Genomic DNA, 20374 nt, shown 5'->3' with positions numbered 1-20374 from the left:
GGACACCGTCTGCAGGGACACCGTCCACCGGGGAACCGGGCGTTATGGAAACAGACGGGGCGGAATCAGGCGGTGCGGAGTCCGCCACTGCCCGGTGGTACCGGCACTTCGGCACCGTCGACGCGCCGGGCAATTCCGAGTGTTACGCGGAGTGGTCGGTGGGCATCGCGGATGACCCGGGGCTGGTCCGGCGGATCGACGAGTGGCCGTACAACAAACGCCAGCCCCTGCTGCTGCTCGCGGCCGCACGGTTCCTCGGCGCGCGGATCAGCCCCTACCCGGACTTCCGGGCGTTCCTGGACGCACGCTGGGACGACGTCTCGCGGACCGTGCTCACCCGGGCCACCCAGACCAATGAGGCCGGGCGCTGCGCCGCCCTGCTGCCGTCCCTGGCGCGGATCGCCGCCGCCGGCGGGCGACCGCTGGCGCTGCTTGAGGTCGGGGCGTCCGCCGGGCTCGCGCTCTTCCCGGACCGCTACGGCTACGCGTACGACGCCGGCGCCGGGGTCACCCGGCTGGCCCCGGCCGGCGCTGCTCCCGGCAGTTACCCGGTCCTGGACTGCGCCTTCACCGGCCCGGTGCCGCTCCCGGCCGAACTCCCGCGGGTGGTGTGGCGTGCGGGGATCGACCTCAACCCGCTCGATGTCCGCGACCCCGACGACGTCGCCTGGCTGGAAGCGCTGATCTGGCCGGAGCAGGACTTCCGCCGCGAACGGCTGCGCCGGGCGATCGCGATCGCCCGGGCGGATCCGCCGCTCCTGGTGGCCGGGGACCTCAACGACCGGCTCCCGGCCCTGGCCGCGCAGGCGCCGGCCGACGCCACGCTGGTGGTCTTCCACAGCGCGGTGATGGCCTACCTCGATGCGGAGGCCCGGGAGCGGTTCCGCAGCACCATGTCCCGGCTCGCCGTTGAACGCGGCTGCCAGTGGCTCTCCAACGAGGGGCACACCGTGATCATCCAGGCGGATGGCTCCAGCGTGGTCCCCGAAATGGACGATTCCCGGCTCCGCGGCCGATTCCTGCTGCTGCACAACGGGAAGCCCACGGCGATCACCGGCCCGCACGGCCAGAGCCTGGAATGGCTTTAGCCGGCTGCCCAGATGTGCCGGGCCGGTTCCGCGATCTCCGCTATTCGATCTCTGCTATTTCTGGATGCACTGGCCCGGGGAGACAGCATCGCCGAGGCCCGCGGCCCGGGCGGCCACCGGTCCCAGATCCGTCATGGTGATGGCGTAACCGAGCGAGGATTCCCCCGTGGACTTGGCGAAGACCACTCCCGCGACCTGGCCGTCGGTGGTCAGCAGCGGGCCACCCGAGTTGCCCGGCTGGACATCCCCGGCGATCCGGTACACGTCCTCCGCCGCGGCGTTGTTGCCATAGATGTCCGGGACCAGCACCGTCGAGATGTCCTGGACCGTGGCGGGCTTGGACTGGAACGGGCCGCCGTGGGGGTAGCCGGCAAACGCGGCCGGGCTGCCGGCGGGCAGGTCGGAACCCAGGGGCAGCGGGGCGGAGCGGAGACCGTCCACGGCCACGACAGCGAGGTCATGCTGGCTGTCGAAGTACACCACGCGCCCGGGCAGGGCGCCGCCGCCGGGGATCTCCACGACCGGTTCTGACACCCCGGCGACCACGTGGGCGTTTGTTACGACCCGGCCGGGCGACACCACGAAGCCCGTTCCGGTCTGGTTCTGCCCGCACTGGTAGGCGGTGCCGGCGATCTTCAGGACCGAGGCCGCGGCACTGTTCAGGGCCGGGGTGTCGGTGCTGGCATCCGGGACGGCCACCGGCTGGCCCTGGCCGATCCCCTCGAACAGGGTCGGGATGCCCTCGCCGATCACGGCGGACCGCAGCTGGGCCATCGACGTTTTCAGCGGTACGGGGGTCACGCCGTCGATGAAGCGGATCACCTTGGACTCGGCGAGCGGCTGCGAGACGAACGGAACGCCGAGGGCACCGATGCTGAAGGCCAGCATCGACATGACCAGGGCGGAGACCACCACGTTGACACCTCCGCCGGCCAGGCGGTCCATGGACCGGAGCGGTCTGATCCTGACGACGCTGCGGATCCTGCGGCCGATCGCGGTGCCCAGCCCGTGCCCCAGGACCATCAGCAGCACGGCGGTGGCAATGATGGCCGTGAGCCGCCACCCGCTGTCCGCCACCAGACCGCTGACGACGGGCACGGACACAAACGCGGCCACAGCGCCTGCCGCGAACCCGGCGATGCCGCCGGCGGTGACCAGGAAGCCATTGCGCAGGCCGTGGAACAGGTAGGACAGCAGCGTCAGAATCAACACGAGGTCCAAGATGGTCAAGCCGAACACCAGTGCTCCTTTTAGGCGGGTAAGCCCCAATTCTACCGGCGCCGGCTGACAGTTTCCCGAGCGCGTCCGGCGGCCGGAGGCGCCGCTCCTGCACCCGCCGCCACGACGTTTGGCGCGTTTGACTGCCAAGTACGTCACAGAAGCGCCAAAATTCTGAAACAATGGCTGAAGCGCCCCAGCCGACACAGTTTTAGTCAGGAGATTTCATGGATATCGAGGTATTGCGCCGCGCACCCCTTTTCGCCACGCTCGACGACGAGGCGTTCCGTCTGCTGACGGACGAACTCACCGAGGTGGACCTCTCACGCGGAGCCTCGGTATTCCGGGAAGGTGACCAGGGCGACCAGCTCTACTTCATCGTTTCCGGCAAGGTCAAGCTTGGACGCACGTCCCCGGACGGCCGGGAGTCACTGCTCGCCATCCTCGGCCCGGGCGAGCTCTTCGGCGAAATGGCACTCTTCGATCCGAGCCCGCGCACCGCCACGGCAACGGCCGTTTCGGAGACGCGCCTGGCCGGGCTGAAGAACGAGAGCCTGAACGCCCTGCTGCGCACCCGCCCGGAGGTCTCCGCGCAGCTGCTGCAGGCCCTGGCCCGCCGCCTGCGCCGCACCAACGACTCCCTCTCGGACCTGGTCTTCTCCGACGTTCCGGGCCGGGTGGCCAAGGCGCTGCTGGACCTGGCGGACCGCTTCGGCCGTCCCGCGACCGACGGCGTCCTCGTGGCCCACGAACTGACCCAGGAAGAGCTGGCCCAGCTGGTCGGGGCATCCCGCGAAACTGTCAACAAGGCCCTCGCCGAGTTCGTGCAGCGCGGCTGGCTGCGCCTGGAGGCCCGCGCCGTCGTCATCCTCGACATGCAGCGCCTCCGCCAGCGCTCCCGCTAGACCTGTTTGGCAGCACCAAGAAGGCCGGCCCGTGAAAACGGTGCCGGCCTTCGGTGTTTAAGCTTCCACGCTTAAGCTCCCGGACTCCCCCGCGGGACATGCCCAGTCCTGGCGGCAACGAGTGGACATAGTGGCACTATGTCCACTGGCCCGGGCCAACGCTGGGCATGTCCCGCGGCGTGGCGGCGCGGGGTGGGGTGGCGTGGCGTGGGGCTCGGACACCCCGGGCCACCCGGCGCGTCAGCGTTCGCGCTGGGGTTCCCCGGCCACGGTCTTGGCCGCCTCGACCTCGAGCATGAGCTGGCCGTCTTCCTCGACGAGCTTCGGCTGGTAGACGTGGGCCTTGCGCTTGTAGCTCAGGTAGGCGATGCAACCGTTGGCGGCGGCCATTTTCTCAAGCATGATCTCGGAGCCGGGCACCAGGAGCTGGCCGAGGGTTCGCCCGACCGTGTTCTCCTGGCCCACCTCATCGCCGAGCGCGGCGGTGTTCCGTTCTTCGATGGCCTTGCGGACGCACACCCAGCGGCCCCAGATCCCCTTGCTGGCCAGCAAGGACGGCTGCTGGTTCATCGGCACGGTCGCCGCGAAATAGCGGGTGTTGAAGCGGCGGTGCGCGAAGTCCGGGCTGAGCCAGTTGACCAGGGGCTTGAGCAGATCGGTCCGCACCGAGAGGCCGCGCTTGGCGAGCACCTCGGTGAAGGTCTTCTCCTGGTCCGCCACCGCCACCCGGGCCCGCATCCACTCGGCCTTGGAGGTCGCTTCCACCGTGGTGGACAGGTCCGTTCCGGCCAGGAGGATGCCGGTTTCCTCGAACAGTTCCCGGATGGCACCGACCACATGGCGGCGGGCCAGGCCGACGTCGGCGGTGCCCATGCGCTCGGCCCAGTACTGCGGCGGGGGGCCCAGCCAGCCGACGGCGTCGTCGTCGGACGCCTCCAGTGAGCCGCCCGGAAAGGCGAGGATGCCCAGCGGTGATGAGCCGGGCCGGTAGCCCAGCCAGGTCTCCAGGCCGGTGGGTGAGTCGCGCAGGAGCACCACCGAGGAGGCGAAGCGGGGCGCGCGGGGGGTCCGCTCGCCGTGTTCTATCCAGCTGCGGGCCGCCCCCTCAAGATCCGGGGGAAGGGGAAACAGGCGTCGGGCTAACTGAGGCAAAAGAAACTAACCTGCCCTCTAGGCGAATTCGGCGATCAGTTCGACTTCAACCGGGGAGTCCAGGGGAAGTACAGCAACGCCGACGGCGGACCGTGCGTGCTGGCCGGCGTCGCCGAGAACCTTGCCGAGCAGTTCGGACGCGCCGTTGATGACACCGGGCTGGCCGGTGAAGGACGGGTCGGAGGAGACGAAGCCGACAACCTTGACGATCCGGGTGATGCGGTCCAGGTCCCCGATGACGCTCTTCACTGCGGCGAGGGCGTTGACGGCGCAGATCGCGGCGTACTGCCGGGCAGCCTCCGGGGAGACCGTGGCCTCGTCCGAGAAGCCTTCGGTGCCGGAGGACACCTTGCCGGTCGCCTCAAGCCTGCCGTTGACGAACGGCAGCTGGCCCGAGGTGTAGACGTGGTTGCCGGAGATCACGGCGGGGACGTAGGCGGCCACCGGGGCGGCAACCTGGGGCAGGCTCAGCCCGAGCTCGGCGAGGCGCTGCTCGACGGCGGACGACGCGCCCGTCCCGTCGGTGCTGTGGGCCGGTGTTCCGGGCGCGGCAGAGGCGCCCGGAGCGGCGGATGCGGGGGTGCTCATGGCTACTGCTTCTCCCGCTTCAGGTAGGCAACCAGGCCGTTTCCTTCGGGGCCCGGAACAACCTGGACAAGCTCCCAGCCGTCGTCACCCCACTGGTCCAAAATCTGCTTTGTGGCGTGGATAATGAGCGGAATCGTGGCGTACTCCCATTTGGTCATGACCTAAAGCCTAGTCCTTGCCGGTAAAGTGGAAAACATGGCGACTGGTAAGAACCCTTTATTTGACACGGCCACCACCCTCGGAAAGCTCCTTCTTTTCCTGGGCGTGAGCGCCATTTGTGGCGTCCTGGTGGCGGGACTGCTGGTCCCCGCAGCCGCCGTCACGGGCAGCTCGGCCAGCGGATCGATCAAGTTCTTCGACACGCTGCCAGCCGAACTGAAAGTGGACCCGCCGAGCCAGTCGACGACTATCCTGGCCGCCGACGGCAGCGTGATCGCGAGCCTGTATGCGGAGAACCGCACCAAGGTATCCCTTGACCAGATGTCGCCGTACATCAAGGACGCGGTCATCGCCATTGAGGACAACCGCTTCTATGAGCACGGCGGTGTGGACACCACCGGGATCATGCGCGCGCTCGTCAGCACGGCCCGCGGCAACAAGCAGGGCGCGTCAACCATCACGCAGCAATACGTTAACAACGTCATCAACTCCTCCCTGGAGGCCGAGGGCAAGGGCGACCAGGTCCTCCTGAACGGCGTGAACAAGGGCATCGGCGACAAACTGCGGGAAATGAAGCTCTCCATCGCCCTGGAGAAGAAGTTCACCAAGGAGCAGATCCTCGAGGGTTACCTCAACATTGTGTTCTTCAACCGTGACGCCTACGGGATCGAAGCCGCGTCCAAGTTCTTCTTCAGCACCACCGCCAAGGACCTGACCCTGCCGCAGGCCGCACTGCTGGCCGGCCTCGTCAACAGCCCGTCCTTCTACGACCCGATCAACAACCCGGAGAACGCCAAGATCCGCCGCGACCTGGTGCTCCAGGCCATGCTGAGCCAGGGCAAGATCAAGCAGGCCGACTATGACGCCGCCGTGGCCTCCCCGGTGGAAACGAAGGTCACGCCGGCACGCCAGGGCTGTGCCTACTCGACGACGGCCCCGTACTTCTGCGACTACGTGCTGCACCTGCTGCTCAACAACCCCGCTTACGGCGCCGACGCCGACGCCCGGGTCCGGACGGTCTTCCGCGGCGGCCTGACCATCAAGACCACGCTGGACCCGAACGCCCAGGCCGTGGCGCAGACCCAGGTTGACGGCTCCGCCGGGGCGAACCCGGACAAGTGGGGCGCCTCGCTGGTGTCCGTGCAGCCGGGCTCGGGCAAGATCATCTCGATGGCCCAGAACACCCAGTTCCTGGAGGCCGAAGGGAAATTCAACAACGTCATCAACTTCAACGTGGACATGAGGGACGCCCAGGGCAACGACCTCGGCGGCCTGGGCGGATTCCAGCCCGGTTCCACGATGAAGCCGTTCACCTTCGCCGAGTGGCTCAACGAAGGCAAGTCGATGAACACCGTCCTCAACGGCGCTGTGCGCAGGTACCCGCTGAACTACCGGTGGAAGAACACCTGCCCCACCCCGGTGGACGGCGCATACAACACTGCGGAAAAGGGACTCGGCGCCGCCGACGACCTGCAGAACGCCGAAGATGGTTACTACAAGAACATGACCGTCGTGGACGGCCTGGCGAACTCGATCAACACCATGACGTTCGCCACCGCGGCGCAGGTGGACCTCTGCGGCATCCAGAAGATCGTCGATGCCGTCGGAATCCACGCCGGCCAGACCAACGACCCCGTTCCCATGACGCGCCTGTCCAACCTGATCGGCGCGACCCAGACCTCGCCGCTGACCATGGCCAGCGCGTTCGCCACCTTCTCGAACGACGGCAAATACTGCGAGCCGATCGCCATCGAGTCGGTGACCGACGCGACCGGCGCCCAGCTGCCGGCCCAGGCCACAAGCTGCCGGGATGCGATTAAACCGGAGGTTGCCCGCGGCGTGACCGCCGCCCTGCAGGAAGTCCTCAACCGCGGCTCCGGTTCCCTGATCCAGCCCAGGATCTCAACCCGGACCAGTTTCCCGATCGCCGCCAAGACCGGTACCAACGACCCCAACAACTCGACCTGGGTGGTGGGTTTCACGAGCGGCCTGGCCACGGCGTCCTGGTTCGGCGATGCCCTGGGCGGCCAGGACCGGCCCGGACGCAACCTGACCTTCAACGGCAAGTTCTACAAGGCGATCGACGGCTACATGATCGCGGGCCCGCAGTTCTCGAACTACATGTCCCAGGTCGCGCCGGCCTACGGCACCAACCCGTTCCCGGCCCCGCCGTCGAACCTGGTGAACGGTCAGACCCCCGCGCCGGTGCCGGTGCCCAAGACGTCAGCTCAGCCGACGACGGCGCCCTCCAGCCCGGCGCCCGCTGATCCGGTACCGGCGCCTACGGCCAAGCCCGGCAACGGCGCAACCGGCAAGCCCTGACCCATGACCGCTAACAACAGGGTGTTGGCAGGCCGCGTCCGGAGCATCGGGCGCGGCTTTGCCGTGACTGCCGCCGCCGGTGCCCTCACGGGTGCCGCGGCCGCCGGATACGGGCTGTGGGAGAAGAACCAGTTCGTCCTGCGTGAGGAAACCCTGCCGATTCTTCCGGCGGGGTTCGGCCCGATCCGGGTGCTGCACCTCAGCGACATCCACTTCGTGCCCGGCCAGGACCGGAAGGCCGCATGGCTGTCCTCGCTCGCGGATCTCGAACCGGACCTGGTGGTCAACACCGGCGACAACCTCAGCCACGTCAAGGCGGTGGAACCCCTGCTGGAGTCGCTGCGCCCGCTGATGAAGTTCCCCGGCGTCTTCGTCCCCGGCTCGAACGACTACTTCGCCCCGCGGCTGAAGAACCCGGCGTCGTACTTCCTGGGTCCGTCCAAGAAGCCCAGGGACCCCGCCAAGCTGGACTGGCCGCGGCTCCGCACGGGCTTCGGCATGGGCGGCTGGGTGGACCTGACCAACCGCTGCCAGTCGCTGGTCATCAGGGGCCTGCGCGTTGACTTCTCCGGCGTCGACGATCCGCATCTGGGCCTTGAGCGCTACGCCGGCTGGCCCCGGGGAACCACGGGCCAGGACAGCAGGCCGCACCTCCGGGTCGCCGTCATCCATGCCCCGTACCAGCGCGTCCTGGACCACTTCACCGAGGACGCGGCCGACCTGCTGCTCGCCGGGCACACCCACGGCGGGCAGATCTGCGTCCCGGGCTTCGGTGCCCTTGTGGCCAACTGCGACCTGCCGACCTGGCGTGCCAAGGGCCTGCACGACTGGGAAAGCAAGGGACGCACGACGCCGGTAAACGTCTCCGGCGGCATCGGCACCTCACGCTTCGCCCCGGTCCGGATCGCCTGCAAGCCCGAGGCCGTGCTGCTCACGCTCACCCCCCGCCCCTGACCCCGCCCCACCGCGGGACATGCCCTCCCCTGGGCGCCGCGGATGGGCATAGTGGCACTATGTCCACTGGCCGCGCGCAAGGCTGGGCATGTCCAGCGGGGGCACCGTGCCTATGTCCACTCGCTGCGCCCGGGACTGGGCATGTCCGGGCCAGGGCGAGCGGGGGAACCATTGCGGAATGTAATTACTGGGCGAGATCCTGAAGCTGTGGATTTTCACGTGAACCCTGTCATTCGATGGCCTAGGGTAGTTGCTACAGGAAACTACATCCAGTTGCGTTAGATCTTCGCAGTTGAGCTCTAAGAAGCGGGCATGGCCAAGCAGACCTCATTTTTCTCCTCCATCAGCCGTCTCTATCCCCACGTCAGGCCGATCATTCCGCGGCTCGTCATGGGCCTGCTCTGCGCCCTGCTCGCCAGTGTGGTGGCCCTGACCATCCCCCAGGTGCTGCGGGTGCTGGTCAACCAGTCCCTCCAGCCCGGCGGCAGCGCGGAAGCGGTCTGGATCGCCTCCCTCCTGATCCTGAGCCTCGGCATTGCCGAGGCCGGGCTTGTGGCGCTGCGCCGCCAGTTCGTGATCAACCCCGCCACCACCGTCGAGACCCGGATGCGGGTGTCCCTCTACGACCATCTGCAGGACCTGACCGTCTCCTTCCACGACCGGTGGGGCTCCGGGCAGCTGCTCTCCCGCGCCATGACCGACCTGAACTTCCTGCGCCGCTGGATGGCCTTCGGCGCCATCATGCTTGTGGTCACCACCCTGACCGTGGTGATCGGCGTCGTGGTGATGTTCTCGATGAGCTGGCAGCTGGCGCTGATCTTCCTAGCCGCCGCCGTGCCGATCATGATCTACGGCTTCCGGTTCCGCACCCGATTCAGCAAGGTGGCCCGCCGCAGCCAGGACCAGGCCGGTGACCTCGCCACGACGGTGGAGGAATCCGTGCACGGGATCCGGGTGCTCAAGGCCTTCGGCCGCAGCCGCGAGGCGCTGGAGAACTTCAACGAACAGGCCGAGGAGCTCCGCCAGACGGAGATCGCCAAGGCCAAGCACCTGGCCACGTTCAGCCTGGTCGTGACCCTCCTGCCCGAGCTGGCCCTCGGTGCCGGCCTCGTCGTCGGGGTCCTGCTGGCCTCCACCGGCGAGCTGAGCATCGGCTCCCTCGTCGCCTTCTTCGCCACCGCCGCCGTGATCGCCACACCGGTGGAGTTCTCCGGGATGCTGCTCGCCATGGCCCTCACCGCCAAATCCGCCGTGGACCGGCACTTTGAGGTCATGGACACGGTGAACACCATCACCAGCCCGGAGCAGCCCCGCCGGCCCGCCGAGCTGAAGGGGGCCCTCAGCTTCCGCAACGCCACCTTCGCCTACGAGGATGCCCCGGACAAACCGATCCTCAAGGACATCAACCTGGACATCAAACCGGGCGAGACCATGGCCCTCGTGGGGATCACGGGCAGCGGCAAAAGCGCGCTGCTCCAGCTGGTCCCGCGGCTCTACGACGTCACCGACGGTGCCATCACCATCGACGGGGTGGACCTGCGCGAGTTCAGCGTCGAGGAGCTCCGCACGGTCGTCGCCGTCGCGTTTGAGGACACCACCCTGTTCTCCAGCTCGGTCCGGGACAACGTGATGCTCGGAGCCCCGGCCGGCCTGCCCGCGGAGCGCCGCGAGGAGGCCCTTGAGGAGGCGCTCGACGTCGCCCAGGCCCACTTCGCCTACTCGCTGCCGGACGGCCTGGACACCCTGATCGGTGAGGAAGGGCTCAGCCTCTCCGGCGGGCAGCGGCAGCGCATCGCCCTGGCCCGCGCCATCGCCGCCCGGCCCAGGGTCCTGATCCTGGACGATCCGCTTTCCGCCCTGGATGTCCACACCGAGGAACTCGTCGAGACCCGGCTCCGGGAGGTCCTTGCCGACACCACGACGCTGATCGTGGCCCACCGGCCGTCCACCGTGGCGCTGGCGGACCGGGTGGCGCTGCTGGAGGACGGCCGCATCACCGCCGTCGGAACGCACACCGAACTGCTCGCGGAGAACCGCCACTACCGCTACGTGATCGCCAGCCTCGAGACCGAACCCCGGGACCTCGACTCCGACCTGCTGGACTCAGAACTGTCAGGCCTCGGCGCCGAGGAGATTTCCCGATGAGCAGCGCAACCTTCGGCACGGCGAACGAGGACAACGCGCACCTGACCAAGGGCGAAAGCAAGACCGTCCGGCGCCGCTCCGTGGCCCTGCTCGGTTCGCTCATCCGCCCGGTCCGCCGGCGGTTCTGGCTGACCATTGCCGCCGTGGTGCTGTCCCAGGCGGCGAGGGTCGCCGGGCCCGCGCTGATTGCCTTCGGCATCGACCGGGCCCTGCCCGCCCTGAGCGCCGGCAACAACCTCCCGCTGCTGCTCACCGGTGCCGCCTACCTCGCGGCCGCCGTCGCGACGGCGTGCCTCACCGCCCTGTACGTAACGTCAACGGCCCGGCTGAGCCAGGCGATGCTGCTGGACCTGCGGGTCCGGGTCTTCCGGCACACCCAGCGGCTCAGCCTGGAATTCCACGAAAAGTACACCTCGGGGCGCATCATTGCCCGGCAGACCTCGGACCTGGAAGCGCTGCGGGAACTCCTGGACTCCGGAATCAGCTCGCTGGTCTCGGGGATGCTGTTTATGGTGTTCACGGCCGTGACGGTGTTTGCCCTCGACTGGCGCAGCGGGCTCCTGGTCCTGGCCGCCGGCGTCCCGATGTACTTCCTGGCCCGCTGGTACCAGAAGCACTCCCAGATCGCGTTCCGCGAATCCCGGGTGGTCTCGGCACGGCTGATCGTGCACTTCGTCGAAACCATGACGGGGATCCGCGCGGTCAAGGCCTTCCGCAAGGAACGCAAGAACGCCGCGCGCTACGCCGAGCTCTCCGAGGACTACCGCAGGGTCACGGTCCGCTCCATCAACCTCAACGGCATTTTCCAGCCCGGTCTGGTGCTGATCGGCAACGTCTGCGTCGCCGTCGTGCTGCTCACCGGCGGGTTCCGGGTGCTCAGCGGCGAACTCGCCGTCGGTGTGCTGCTGGCCCTGATCCTGTCCACGAAGCGCTTCTTCCAGCCGGTGGACCAGATGGCCATGTTCTACAACTCCTTCCAGAGCGCCCAGGCGGCGCTGGAGAAGGTCTCCGGGCTGCTGGAGGAGGTCCCCACCGTCCGCCCGCCCGGGAATCCGGTGGCCCTGCACGATGCCAAAGGCACCATCGATTTCAAGGGCGTGGAATTCCGGTACGGCGACGGGCCGGTCATCATCCCCACGATGGACCTGCACATCCCCGCCGGCCAGACCGTGGCCCTCGTGGGCCAGACCGGCGCCGGCAAATCGACGTTCGCCAAGCTGATCGCCCGTTTCTACGACGTCTCCGCCGGGTCCCTCACGCTCGACGGGGTGGACCTGCGGGAGCTCGCGACGGCGGACCTGCGCCGGAACGTCGTGATGGTCACCCAGGAGGCCTTCCTGTTCAGCGGCTCCGTGGCGGACAATATCGCACTGGGCCGGCCCGGGGCCGCCCGGGAGGAGATCGAGGCGGCCGCCAGGGCCGTGGGCGCGCACGAGTTCATCCAGGCGCTCCCCGACGGCTATGACACGGACGTCAACAAGCGCGGCGGCCGTGTCTCCGCCGGGCAGCGCCAGCTGATCAGCTTCGCCCGGGCGTTCCTGGCCCGGCCGGCGGTGCTGATCCTCGACGAGGCCACCTCCTCGCTGGACATCCCGTCCGAGCGGCTCGTGCAGGCTGGCCTCGCCGGGCTGCTGCGGGGGACCGGCGCCGACGGCGGCCGGACCGCCCTGATCATCGCGCACCGCCTGTCCACGGTGGAAACCGCCGACCGGGTCCTCGTGGTCCACGACGGGCGGGTCGTTGAGGACGGCACCCCGGAGCAGCTGATCGGCGGCGGGGGCCGCTTCGCGCAGCTGCACGGGGCGTGGAAAGACTCGCTGGTCTGAGCCGCGGGGGCCGTGCAGTCGGCGTCGGTTCCTGTTCGGGGTGCCGTGACGGCTTCTGTTGCGGGGCCGCCGGCGGCCCGATTTCGCATCCGGGGCCCCCATCGGATAGTCTTGTGAAGTTGCTTTTGAAGTAACGGATCGGGATGTGGCGCAGCTTGGTAGCGCGCGTCGTTCGGGACGACGAGGTCGCAGGTTCAAATCCTGTCATCCCGACCAATCAAGTAGAGGGCCTTCCAGCTGGAGGGTCCTCTTCTTGTTGTGCCCGCCATGCTCCCCGCCCAGCGCCGCCGTCGAAAACCCCGATCGGCTGCTCCACAACTGCCGTTTTGACCCCCCCAGAAGGGCCGGCACGGGGCAGTCGCGGAAGGCTCCCGGGCACAGAACAGCCCCGGAACACGGTTCGAACCAGTCCCGGGGCTGTTCAGCGCGGCTTTGCTAAGTCTTACATCGGGTCAGGCCAGTTACCGACGTTGAGGGAGTACATCATCGGGTCCGGCCAGTTGCCAACGGCCTGCGGTGCCTTCATGGGATCCGGCCAGTTACCGACAGCGGTGAATCCACCCTCGTCGGCGATGGAACCAGCAGACAGAACGGCCGGGGCCGCCGCGGAGAATGCCAGTGCGCCCGCCAGAACGGCGCCGGCTGCAATCTTCTTCAACATGTAGTTCCTCAATATGAGTCGGGGTCCTTACCAAGTCAGCACTACCCTTGTTGACATACATTGTAAAATGATTTCCACAGAGGCTGTCAAGCATTTAGTACAAAGATTGTCCGGAATTAGGAGGTATCCGTGGGGAACGGATTCGGGGAGAAACTCCGAGCGGAACGGCTGGAACGCGGCCTGACGCAAGCGGAATTAGGCCGGGATCTGTACTCGCCCAGCTACATCTCCCTTCTGGAGACCGGGCGCCGCGAACCGACTGCGGATGTGATTGAGGAGCTGGCCCGGCGGCTCGAACTCGCCCCCAAGGCGCTGGAGGCCTGGAGCCAGCCGGTATCCATCAGCGACGCTGAATATGTGCTCGCTGGACTGTACGCCCGCCAGGCCTGGGATCTGCGGGATTACCCGCTCGCGGCGACGCACGCCGCGGCTGCGGCCCAGATCGCCCTCGAAGCCAAGAACACCAGCGCCTGGTGGAACATGAGCTACATGCAGGCCGAGTGCCTGATCAAGCAAGGCCAGTGGCAGGAATGCAAGGACATCGTCCAGCGCCTCCTGGACCACCCGATGGCCGCCGAGTCGGCGGGGCTGGGAGTGCGGGCCCGGCAGATGCTGGCCGCGGCCTCCCAGGGACAAGGGCAGTTGACGGCCGCCGTCGAACACGCCCAGGAAGCGGTGCGGCTCTGCGCCGAGCTGCCCAAGGGGTCCACCCTCGTTATTGGCGCGCTGCGCGCCCTGATCGGCGCGCTGGCCGAGAGCGGCCGGCTCGACGAGGCCTGGGAGTACTGCCAGGACATGAACGGTCACATGGATGACCACTCCATGACCCAGCTCGCGGGCGAGGTCGCCTGGGTGATCGGCAACGTGGCCTTTATGCGCCACGACTACCAGGAGGGCATCAAGTACCACGAGCGGGCGGCCCAGCTGCTCTCCCCCGCGAACGACATCGACCTCTGGGCGCGGTTCAACAAAGCCTCGGCGGCCGTCCGCCTGTCCTCCGGGATCGTCGAGCCGGAAACGCTGACCTCGATCGAGCGCGCCGAGCTGGCACTCTCCATCGTGGGCGGCAACAAGACGGACCAGCTCGAGGTCGCATTTATCCGGGCCCGCTGGCTTTACCTCACGGGCGACATTGTCGCCGCCGTCCAGAAGCTGCGAGAGATCCACGCCGAAAAGGATGCACTGGCCAAGCACACCGCCGGTGAGGTCTCGCTCCTGCTCGGCAAGGCACTCAAGGCCGCCGGCGAATCGGACGAAGCCCTTGTCTATCTCGAGGAAGCGCAGAAGGAATTCAGCGCCGCGGGCGCCTCGGACCGGGTCCAGCAGGCGATGGACGCCGTGCTGGAAATCCGGCTCGCGCAGCGCCGCGCCCAGGCCGCCGCCTCAGCCGGAAACTAGCCGGCCGCCCTGCGGGCGCTGGGACCGCCGCCCCGCGGCGGGCTAGCCGAAGGTGCGGCCGGTGAGCTTTTCGTAGGCCTCCACATAGCGGCTGCGGGTGCGGGCGACGACGTCGGCCGGGAGCGCCGGCGGCGGCGCGTCCGAGGACTTGTCCCAGCCGGATTCGGCCGAGGTCAGCCAGTCGCGGACGTACTGCTTGTCATAGGAGGGCTGGGCCTTGCCCGGTTCGTACGTGGCGGCATCCCAGAACCGTGAGGAGTCCGGGGTGAGCACCTCGTCGCCGAGCGTGATGATGCCGGTGGCGGCGTCGAGGCCGAACTCCACCTTGGTGTCGGCGAGGATGATGCCGCGGCCGCGGGCGATCCCCTCCGCCTTGGTGTAGATCTCCAGGGTGAGCTCGCGCAGCCGGGCGGCGATGTCCGCGCCGACGAGCTCCACGACGGCGCCGTAGGTGATGTTCTCGTCGTGCTCGCCCACCTCGGCTTTCGCGGAGGGGGTGAAGATGGCCTCCGCAAGCCGGGACCCGTCCACCAGGCCGTCCGGCAGCGGGATGCTGCACACGGTTCCGGACTGCCGGTACTCCATGAGCCCGGAGCCGGTGAGGTAGCCGCGGGCGATGCATTCGACGGGGAACATGTCCAGTTTTTTGCAGATCATCGCCCGGCCCTCCACCGCGGCGGGCACACCGGCGTCGACCGTGGCCGCCAGCACGTGGTGCTCCACGCCGAGCTGCTCGAACCACCACAGGCTCAGCTGGGTGAGGATGCGGCCCTTGTCCGGGATCTCACTGGCGAGGACGTGGTCGTAGGCGCTGATCCGGTCACTGGCGACGACGAGGACGCACTCCTGGCCGAGGCGCTCGGTGATGGACGCGTCCGCCGGAACGTAGAGGTCACGCACCTTGCCGGAGTAAATGTGCTTCCAGCCTGGCAGATCCAGCGTCTCGGTGTCCAGGCCGCCCTTGGCCACCGGGGCACCGCCCGCCGGGGCACCGGGCAGCGGGGCACCGGGCAGCGGGGCACCGGGCACGGAGGAATCGGGCACGGAGGAATCGGGGTTGGTCATGCTCAGGCCTTCGCTTTCGTGGCGGCGGCGCCGGCCGTCTTGACCTTGATCTCGCCGCGGGCCGCCTTGCCACCGATGTCGGTGCGGAACTGGCCGCCGTCCAGCTGGACCAGTTCGACGCCGTCGTACGCCCGTTCCCGGGCCTCGACGAGGTCGGTGCCCAGCGCCACCACGGCGAGGACCCGCCCGCCGGCGGACACCACCTTGCCCTCGTCGTCGAGCCTGGTGCCCGCGTGGATCACGTGGACGCCCTCGATCGACTCGACTTTCTTGAGCCCGCGGATCCGGTCACCGGTGCGCGGGGTGTCCGGGTAGTTTTCGGCCGCGACAACGACGGCGACGGCGGTTTCCTTGGACCAGCGCAGCGGCTGGACCTTGTCCAGTTCGCCCTTGGCCGCCGCCATGAGCAGCCCGCCGAGGGGGGTCTTGAGGCGGGCGAGGACGGCCTGGGTTTCCGGGTCGCCGAAGCGGACGTTGAATTCGATCACGCGGGTGCCCCGCGACGTCAGCGCCAATCCGACAAAGAGCACGCCGACGAACGGGGTCCCCCGGTGCGCCATCTGGTTGACCGTGGGCTGGGCAACCCGGTCGATGACCTCCTGGACGAGTCCCTCGGGAGCCCATTCCAGCGGGGTGTAGGCGCCCATGCCGCCGGTGTTGGGGCCCTCGTCGTTGTCGAAGATCCGCTTGAAGTCCTGCGCCGGGGACAGCGCCACGGTGTTGCGGCCGTCGCAGAGGACGAAGACCGAGACCTCCGGGCCGTCCAGGAATTCCTCGATCACCACGGTGCCGCCGGCATCGAAGCAGCTCTGCGCGTGCGCGAGGGCCTCGTCCCGGTTGTTAGTGACAACAACGCCCTTGCCTGCGGCGAGTCCGTCGTCCTTGACCACGAAGGGGGCGCCGAAGGTGTCGAGCGCGTCGGCGGCTTCCTGGGCGTTCGCGGCCACCCGGGCCATGGCCGTGGGCACGCCGGCCTCAGCCATGACTTCTTTCGCGAAGGCTTTGGAGGCCTCGAGCTGGGCCGCGGCCTTGCTGGGGCCGAACACGGGGATGCCGGCGGCGCGGACGGCGTCGGACACACCCGCGGCGAGGGGCGCCTCCGGGCCAACCACCACGAGGTCGACGGTGAGTTTGGTGGCCAGGGCCGCGACGGCGTCGGGATCGTTCGCGTCGATGGCGTGAGTGGGGACCAGTTTGCTGATGCCGGCGTTGCCCGGGGCCGCGTGGACCTCGGACACGTTCGGGTCAGCAAGCAGGGACCGGACAATGGCGTGTTCGCGGCCGCCGGGGCCGATGACTAGTACCTTCACAGTTCCCAAGGGTACTTTGTGGACCCGGCAGGCTCCTAAGCTGTGACCACCACGGGACATGCCCAGTCCCGGCCGCGCCCACCGGACATAGTGCCAGCATGTCCATCCCCGCACCCCAGAGGAGGGCATGTCCCACGGGAGGGCGGCCCCCCGGCGGCAATCCGCGGCCGGTACGGCTACGAAGACCAGATATGGAGAAGCCCAGCACGCAGACGCCCCGCGCGGAAGAACTCAGCATCCGGACACCCGCCCGGACGCAGCCCGGCGAACAGAAACCCGGGAAGCGGCTGTCCGGACCCACCGCGCTGGCCGCGCTGGCCGGGGTGGCTGCTGCCGGCGTCGTCCTCTCCGTCGCCGAACTGATCGGTGCATTCTTCACGCCGCGGGCGACGCCGGTGATCGCCCTCGGCTCGACCTTCATCGACTTCACCCCGCCGTGGATGAAGGATTTCGCGATCGCCACCTTCGGCACCAATGACAAGCTCGCCCTGTTCATCGGCATGGGCGTGACCATCCTGCTCCTCGCCTGCGTCCTCGGCATCGTGGCCTACCGCAAGTGGGCCCTCGGCGTCCTGGGTGTGCTGCTGATGGGCGCCGTGATAGTCGGCAGCGTGGTGACCCGGGCCAGTGTGAAGCCGCTGGACGCGATTCCCACGCTGATCGGCACAGCGGCCGGCCTCATTGTGCTCCGCTTCCTGATCACGAGGCTCTGGCGGATGCGTCAGTGGCCGGACATGGACGCCGCTCTGGCCGCCAAGGATCCGGAACGCCCCGCCACCAGCCGCCGCACGTTCTTCGCCGCGACCGGCGTCACCGCCGCAGCCTCAGCCATCGCCGCGACCGGCGGACGACTGCTCAGCGCCGCCCGCAGCAACGTTGCGCAGGCCCGCGATTCCCTCCAGCTCCCCGCTCCGGCGAAACCGGCCGCAGCGGTACCCGCCGGTGTGCAGTCCAAGGCCGCCGGGGTCACACCCTGGCTGACGCCCAACAACGACTTTTACCGCATTGACACCGCCCTGAGCGTGCCCGAAATCAACGTCCAGGACTGGGAGCTGCGCGTCCACGGCCTGGTGGACCGGGAGGTGCGGCTCAACTTCCAGGACCTGCTCGACGCGCAGCTGATCGAATCCCACGTCTCGCTGACCTGTGTGTCCAACCCCGTCGCCGGGAACCTGGCCGGCAACGCCAAATGGCTGGGCATGCCCATCCGTGACGTGCTCAAAATGGCCGGGATCAAGGACGGCGCGGACATGGTGCTCTCCACGTCGATCGACGGATTCAGCGCGTCGACGCCGCTCGAGGTTCTCCAGGACGACCGCGACGCCATGCTGGCGATCGGCATGAACGGTGAAGCCCTCCCGCTGGAGCACGGTTACCCGGTGCGCATGGTCGTCCCCGGCCTGTACGGCTTCGTCTCCGCCACCAAATGGGTCGTGGACCTGGAAGTCACCCGATTCGCGGACAGCAAGGCCTACTGGACGCAGCGCGGCTGGTCCGAACGCGGCCCCATCAAGACCATGGCCCGGGTGGAGGTCCCCAAGTCCTTCGCCAAGGTCCCCGCCGGACGGGTCGCGATCGGCGGCACCGCCTGGGCCCAGACCCGGGGCATCACCAAGGTTGAGGTGCAGATCGACGGCGGACCCTGGACCGAGGCGGTGCTCTCCACAGAGCTCTCCGTCGTGACCTGGCGGCAGTGGTCCTTCGACTGGGAGGCCACCCCGGGCCCGCACTACATCAAAGCCCGCGCCACCGACGGAACCGGCGAGGTCCAGACCGAAAAGAGAGCGGATCCGGTCCCCGACGGCGCATCCGGCTGGCAGTCGCTGATGGTGACCGTGGAATAACCGGGGTATCCCCGCCGGGCACCATAGACTTGCTGGATGCCCCTGAATTCACACGCCACCTTCACCGTCGAGTCCGCCGTCGAACTGGCCGTCGTTGAACGCAGCGGCTTTGTGGAGTCCCGGCACATCGGCTCCGCCGTCCTCATCGCCGGGGACGGCACGGTGGTCACCGAACTGGGCGACATCACCACCCCGATCTACGCCCGGTCCACGCTTAAGCCCCTGCAGGCCCTCGCCTCCATGCAGGCCGGAGTCCCCCTGCGCGGCGCGCAGGCAGCGATCGCCTGCGGCAGCCACGTCGGCTCGCTGGACCACATGGACGTCGTCGAAGGAATGCTCAAGGCCGCCGGGGTCAAGGAAGAGCAGCTGCAGTGCCCCGCTGCCTGGCCCGAGGATGAGACCGCCCGGAACTGGCTGGTCCGCTCCGAACGGGGCAAGTCCAAGCTCGCCTTCAACTGCTCCGGAAAACACGCCGCGTTCCTTTGGGCCTGCACAGAAAACGGTTGGGACACGCACAGCTACCTTGAGCCCAACCACCCGTTGCAGCAGCGCATCCGCTCCGTGATCGAGGAATACTGCGGCGAAAGCATCGCCCACCTCGGCATCGACGGCTGCGGCGCCCCCGTGGCTGCCGTCTCACTGACCGGACTCGCCCGGGCCTTCTCCAAACTGGCCAAGGCCCCCGGGGACAAGAACTCCAACGCCCGGGCCGCCACGATCGCCACCTCGATGCTGGACTACCCGTGGGCTGTGCAGGGCAAGGGCGAATGCAACACGATCGTCATGGACGACCTGGGCATCCTCGCCAAGATCGGCGCCGAGGGCGTGCTGGTGTTGGCCACCCCCACGGGGGCCTCCGTCGCCATCAAGATCCTCGATGGCAGCATCCGGGCCACCACGCTTGTCGGGCTGACGCTGCTGGCAGCCGCCGGCGCTGTCGACGTCCCGGAGGTGGCCAGTGTCCTGGACAAGGTGGTCACCCCCGTCCTTGGCGGCGGCCGGCCGGTGGGCAAAATCCGCCTCGGCCACGCCGTCTCGGCACTGCTCGACTGACCGTCGCCGCCCGCGGCGGGCGATCCGACGCCGGACGGGCACAGCCGGACAGGCTGGCCCTCCGGGCGCGCGTCTGCGAGGCGGCGGTCAATAAGGCGCCGTCAATTCCCGTAGGCCTGCAGTTCGGCGAGTCCGGCGTTCCCGGGGGTGCCGCTGACGGTGGTGACGGTCAGAGTAAGCTGGATCCAGCTTTGAAAGAGCGGCCCTGCCGCTAACTGTGTGGATCGGCCGGGAGGCAAGTTAAGGGTGGTTTCGAGACGTCGTATCGGCCTCGACGAGGGCCGGGCCGCCCTCGCGGCATGGCTGGAAGCCAACCCCCCGGAGTCGGGCAACGCCCCGGAGTCGGGCGCCGCCCTGGAGCCTGCCGCTGCTTCCGGCTCCCCCGCGGCGGCCCCCATTCCCCGCGGCACCCTGGCAATGGCGGTCCGCTACTCCCTGGAGGAGGTCACCGCGAGGGCGCCAGGAAACTCGGTGGAGGTCCGCGTACCGCCGTTCGGTGTCACGCAGTGCGTGGAGGGCCCGCGGCACACCCGCGGCACACCCCCGAACGTCATCGAGTGCGACGCCGCCACCTGGCTGGCGATGGTCAGCGGGCAATTGAGCTGGGCGGACGCCGTCGACGCCGGCCGGGTCGCCGCCTCGGGGCTGCGCGCCGACCTCTCGGGCCTGCTGCCGCTTTAGGCTGC

The 20374-nt window shown here is 68.5% G+C and carries 17 protein-coding genes and 1 tRNA gene; 11 read left to right on the top strand and 7 right to left on the bottom strand.

The genetic code is table 11. From position 1 onward, the window contains the following. The first annotated feature begins 44 nt into the window (after nt 1–44). Nucleotides 45–1088, top strand: a complete 1044-nt coding sequence (locus tag QCD75_RS11390) for a DUF2332 domain-containing protein (protein ID WP_301228652.1) — start codon at nt 45–47, stop codon at nt 1086–1088. Between the two features lie 54 nt (nt 1089–1142). On the opposite strand, the gene QCD75_RS11385 is transcribed toward QCD75_RS11390, so the two are convergent. Beyond that, on the bottom strand, nt 1143–2327 hold the full coding sequence (locus tag QCD75_RS11385) for a MarP family serine protease (protein ID WP_301228650.1): 1185 nt from the start codon (nt 2325–2327) through the stop codon (nt 1143–1145). A gap of 206 nt (nt 2328–2533) precedes the next feature. On the opposite strand from QCD75_RS11385, the gene QCD75_RS11380 reads away from it, so the two are divergent. Further along, nucleotides 2534–3211 carry a Crp/Fnr family transcriptional regulator gene (locus QCD75_RS11380; protein ID WP_011693220.1) on the top strand — a complete coding sequence of 226 codons (678 nt, stop codon included), beginning with the start codon at nt 2534–2536 and terminating at the stop codon, nt 3209–3211. Between the two features lie 240 nt (nt 3212–3451). Here QCD75_RS11380 and QCD75_RS11375 read toward each other — a convergent pair whose 3' ends face one another. Genes QCD75_RS11375 through QCD75_RS11365 form a run of 3 tightly spaced genes read right to left on the bottom strand, consistent with a single transcriptional unit; the run spans nt 3452 to nt 5109 of the window. After that, on the bottom strand, nt 3452–4363 hold the full coding sequence (locus tag QCD75_RS11375; protein WP_301228642.1) for an NUDIX hydrolase: 912 nt from the start codon (nt 4361–4363) through the stop codon (nt 3452–3454). Between the two features lie 18 nt (nt 4364–4381). Then, a complete protein-coding gene (locus QCD75_RS11370) occupies nt 4382–4951 on the bottom strand; it encodes a RidA family protein (RefSeq protein WP_301228640.1) in 570 nt (189 codons plus the stop codon). 2 nt (nt 4952–4953) lie between these two features. Next, nucleotides 4954–5109 (bottom strand): DUF4177 domain-containing protein, encoded by a 156-nt coding sequence (locus QCD75_RS11365; RefSeq protein ID WP_144671455.1) that lies wholly within the window; start codon nt 5107–5109, stop codon nt 4954–4956. Between the two features lie 37 nt (nt 5110–5146). Between QCD75_RS11365 and QCD75_RS11360 the strand changes: the two genes are divergently transcribed. From QCD75_RS11360 to QCD75_RS11340, 5 genes are all read left to right on the top strand, one after another. Next, nucleotides 5147–7432 (top strand): transglycosylase domain-containing protein, encoded by a 2286-nt coding sequence (locus QCD75_RS11360; RefSeq protein ID WP_301228636.1) that lies wholly within the window; start codon nt 5147–5149, stop codon nt 7430–7432. A 3-nt stretch (nt 7433–7435) separates the two neighbouring features. Then, nucleotides 7436–8386, top strand: a complete 951-nt coding sequence (locus QCD75_RS11355) for a metallophosphoesterase (RefSeq protein WP_301228634.1) — start codon at nt 7436–7438, stop codon at nt 8384–8386. A gap of 312 nt (nt 8387–8698) precedes the next feature. Further along, nucleotides 8699–10531: an ABC transporter ATP-binding protein gene (locus QCD75_RS11350; protein WP_301228632.1), complete on the top strand. Its 1833-nt coding sequence runs from the start codon at nt 8699–8701 to the stop codon at nt 10529–10531. Further along, on the top strand, nt 10528–12357 hold the full coding sequence (locus tag QCD75_RS11345; protein ID WP_301228630.1) for an ABC transporter ATP-binding protein: 1830 nt from the start codon (nt 10528–10530) through the stop codon (nt 12355–12357). Before QCD75_RS11350 ends, QCD75_RS11345 begins: the two co-directional genes overlap by 4 nt. Before the next feature lie 139 nt (nt 12358–12496). Then, a tRNA-Pro gene (locus QCD75_RS11340) sits at nt 12497–12573 on the top strand. Between the two features lie 226 nt (nt 12574–12799). Here QCD75_RS11340 and QCD75_RS11335 read toward each other — a convergent pair. Next, on the bottom strand, nt 12800–13018 hold the full coding sequence (locus QCD75_RS11335) for a hypothetical protein (protein ID WP_301228628.1): 219 nt from the start codon (nt 13016–13018) through the stop codon (nt 12800–12802). A 129-nt stretch (nt 13019–13147) separates the two neighbouring features. On the opposite strand from QCD75_RS11335, the gene QCD75_RS11330 reads away from it, so the two are divergent. Further along, a complete protein-coding gene (locus tag QCD75_RS11330; RefSeq protein WP_301228626.1) occupies nt 13148–14416 on the top strand; it encodes a helix-turn-helix domain-containing protein in 1269 nt (422 codons plus the stop codon). 42 nt (nt 14417–14458) lie between these two features. On the opposite strand, the gene QCD75_RS11325 is transcribed toward QCD75_RS11330, so the two are convergent. Both QCD75_RS11325 and purD read right to left on the bottom strand, forming a co-directional pair. Then, nucleotides 14459–15481, bottom strand: coding sequence for a phosphoribosylaminoimidazolesuccinocarboxamide synthase (locus QCD75_RS11325; protein ID WP_301228624.1), 1023 nt, complete (start codon nt 15479–15481; stop codon nt 14459–14461). Between the two features lie 2 nt (nt 15482–15483). Next, nucleotides 15484–16791 carry a phosphoribosylamine--glycine ligase gene (gene purD, locus QCD75_RS11320; protein WP_301228622.1) on the bottom strand — a complete coding sequence of 436 codons (1308 nt, stop codon included), beginning with the start codon at nt 16789–16791 and terminating at the stop codon, nt 15484–15486. Between the two features lie 191 nt (nt 16792–16982). Here purD and QCD75_RS11315 point away from each other — a divergent pair, with 191 nt between their 5' ends. From QCD75_RS11315 to QCD75_RS11305, 3 genes are all read left to right on the top strand, one after another. Beyond that, nucleotides 16983–18635 carry a molybdopterin-dependent oxidoreductase gene (locus QCD75_RS11315; RefSeq protein WP_301228620.1) on the top strand — a complete coding sequence of 551 codons (1653 nt, stop codon included), beginning with the start codon at nt 16983–16985 and terminating at the stop codon, nt 18633–18635. A gap of 36 nt (nt 18636–18671) precedes the next feature. Then, complete coding sequence (locus tag QCD75_RS11310) at nt 18672–19688, top strand: asparaginase (RefSeq protein WP_301228618.1); 1017 nt, start codon at nt 18672–18674, stop codon at nt 19686–19688. Between the two features lie 246 nt (nt 19689–19934). After that, nucleotides 19935–20369 (top strand): sterol carrier family protein, encoded by a 435-nt coding sequence (locus tag QCD75_RS11305; RefSeq protein WP_301228616.1) that lies wholly within the window; start codon nt 19935–19937, stop codon nt 20367–20369. Nucleotides 20370–20374 lie beyond the last annotated feature (5 nt).

Origin of the sequence: Arthrobacter sp. PsM3 (assembly GCF_030433895.1) — a bacterium.
Lineage (GTDB): Bacteria > Actinomycetota > Actinomycetes > Actinomycetales > Micrococcaceae > Arthrobacter.
The sequence above is the reverse complement of the archived record's forward strand: the minus strand, read 5'-3'. Positions and strand labels throughout refer to the sequence as shown.

What these genes read in the sequence shown, in the direction of transcription:
- QCD75_RS11310 (WP_301228618.1), top strand. Translation starts at nt 18,672, where the DNA reads ATGCCCCTGAATTCACACGCCACCTTCACCGTCGAGTCCGCCGTCGAA.
- QCD75_RS11360 (WP_301228636.1), top strand. Translation starts at nt 5,147, where the DNA reads ATGGCGACTGGTAAGAACCCTTTATTTGACACGGCCACCACCCTCGGA.
- QCD75_RS11315 (WP_301228620.1), top strand. Translation starts at nt 16,983, where the DNA reads ATGGAGAAGCCCAGCACGCAGACGCCCCGCGCGGAAGAACTCAGCATC.
- QCD75_RS11355 (WP_301228634.1), top strand. Translation starts at nt 7,436, where the DNA reads ATGACCGCTAACAACAGGGTGTTGGCAGGCCGCGTCCGGAGCATCGGG.
- QCD75_RS11390 (WP_301228652.1), top strand. Translation starts at nt 45, where the DNA reads ATGGAAACAGACGGGGCGGAATCAGGCGGTGCGGAGTCCGCCACTGCC.
- QCD75_RS11325 (WP_301228624.1), bottom strand. Translation starts at nt 15,481, where the DNA reads ATGACCAACCCCGATTCCTCCGTGCCCGATTCCTCCGTGCCCGGTGCC.
- QCD75_RS11365 (WP_144671455.1), bottom strand. Translation starts at nt 5,109, where the DNA reads ATGACCAAATGGGAGTACGCCACGATTCCGCTCATTATCCACGCCACA.
- QCD75_RS11335 (WP_301228628.1), bottom strand. Translation starts at nt 13,018, where the DNA reads ATGTTGAAGAAGATTGCAGCCGGCGCCGTTCTGGCGGGCGCACTGGCA.
- QCD75_RS11380 (WP_011693220.1), top strand. Translation starts at nt 2,534, where the DNA reads ATGGATATCGAGGTATTGCGCCGCGCACCCCTTTTCGCCACGCTCGAC.
- QCD75_RS11345 (WP_301228630.1), top strand. Translation starts at nt 10,528, where the DNA reads ATGAGCAGCGCAACCTTCGGCACGGCGAACGAGGACAACGCGCACCTG.
- QCD75_RS11370 (WP_301228640.1), bottom strand. Translation starts at nt 4,951, where the DNA reads ATGAGCACCCCCGCATCCGCCGCTCCGGGCGCCTCTGCCGCGCCCGGA.
- QCD75_RS11350 (WP_301228632.1), top strand. Translation starts at nt 8,699, where the DNA reads ATGGCCAAGCAGACCTCATTTTTCTCCTCCATCAGCCGTCTCTATCCC.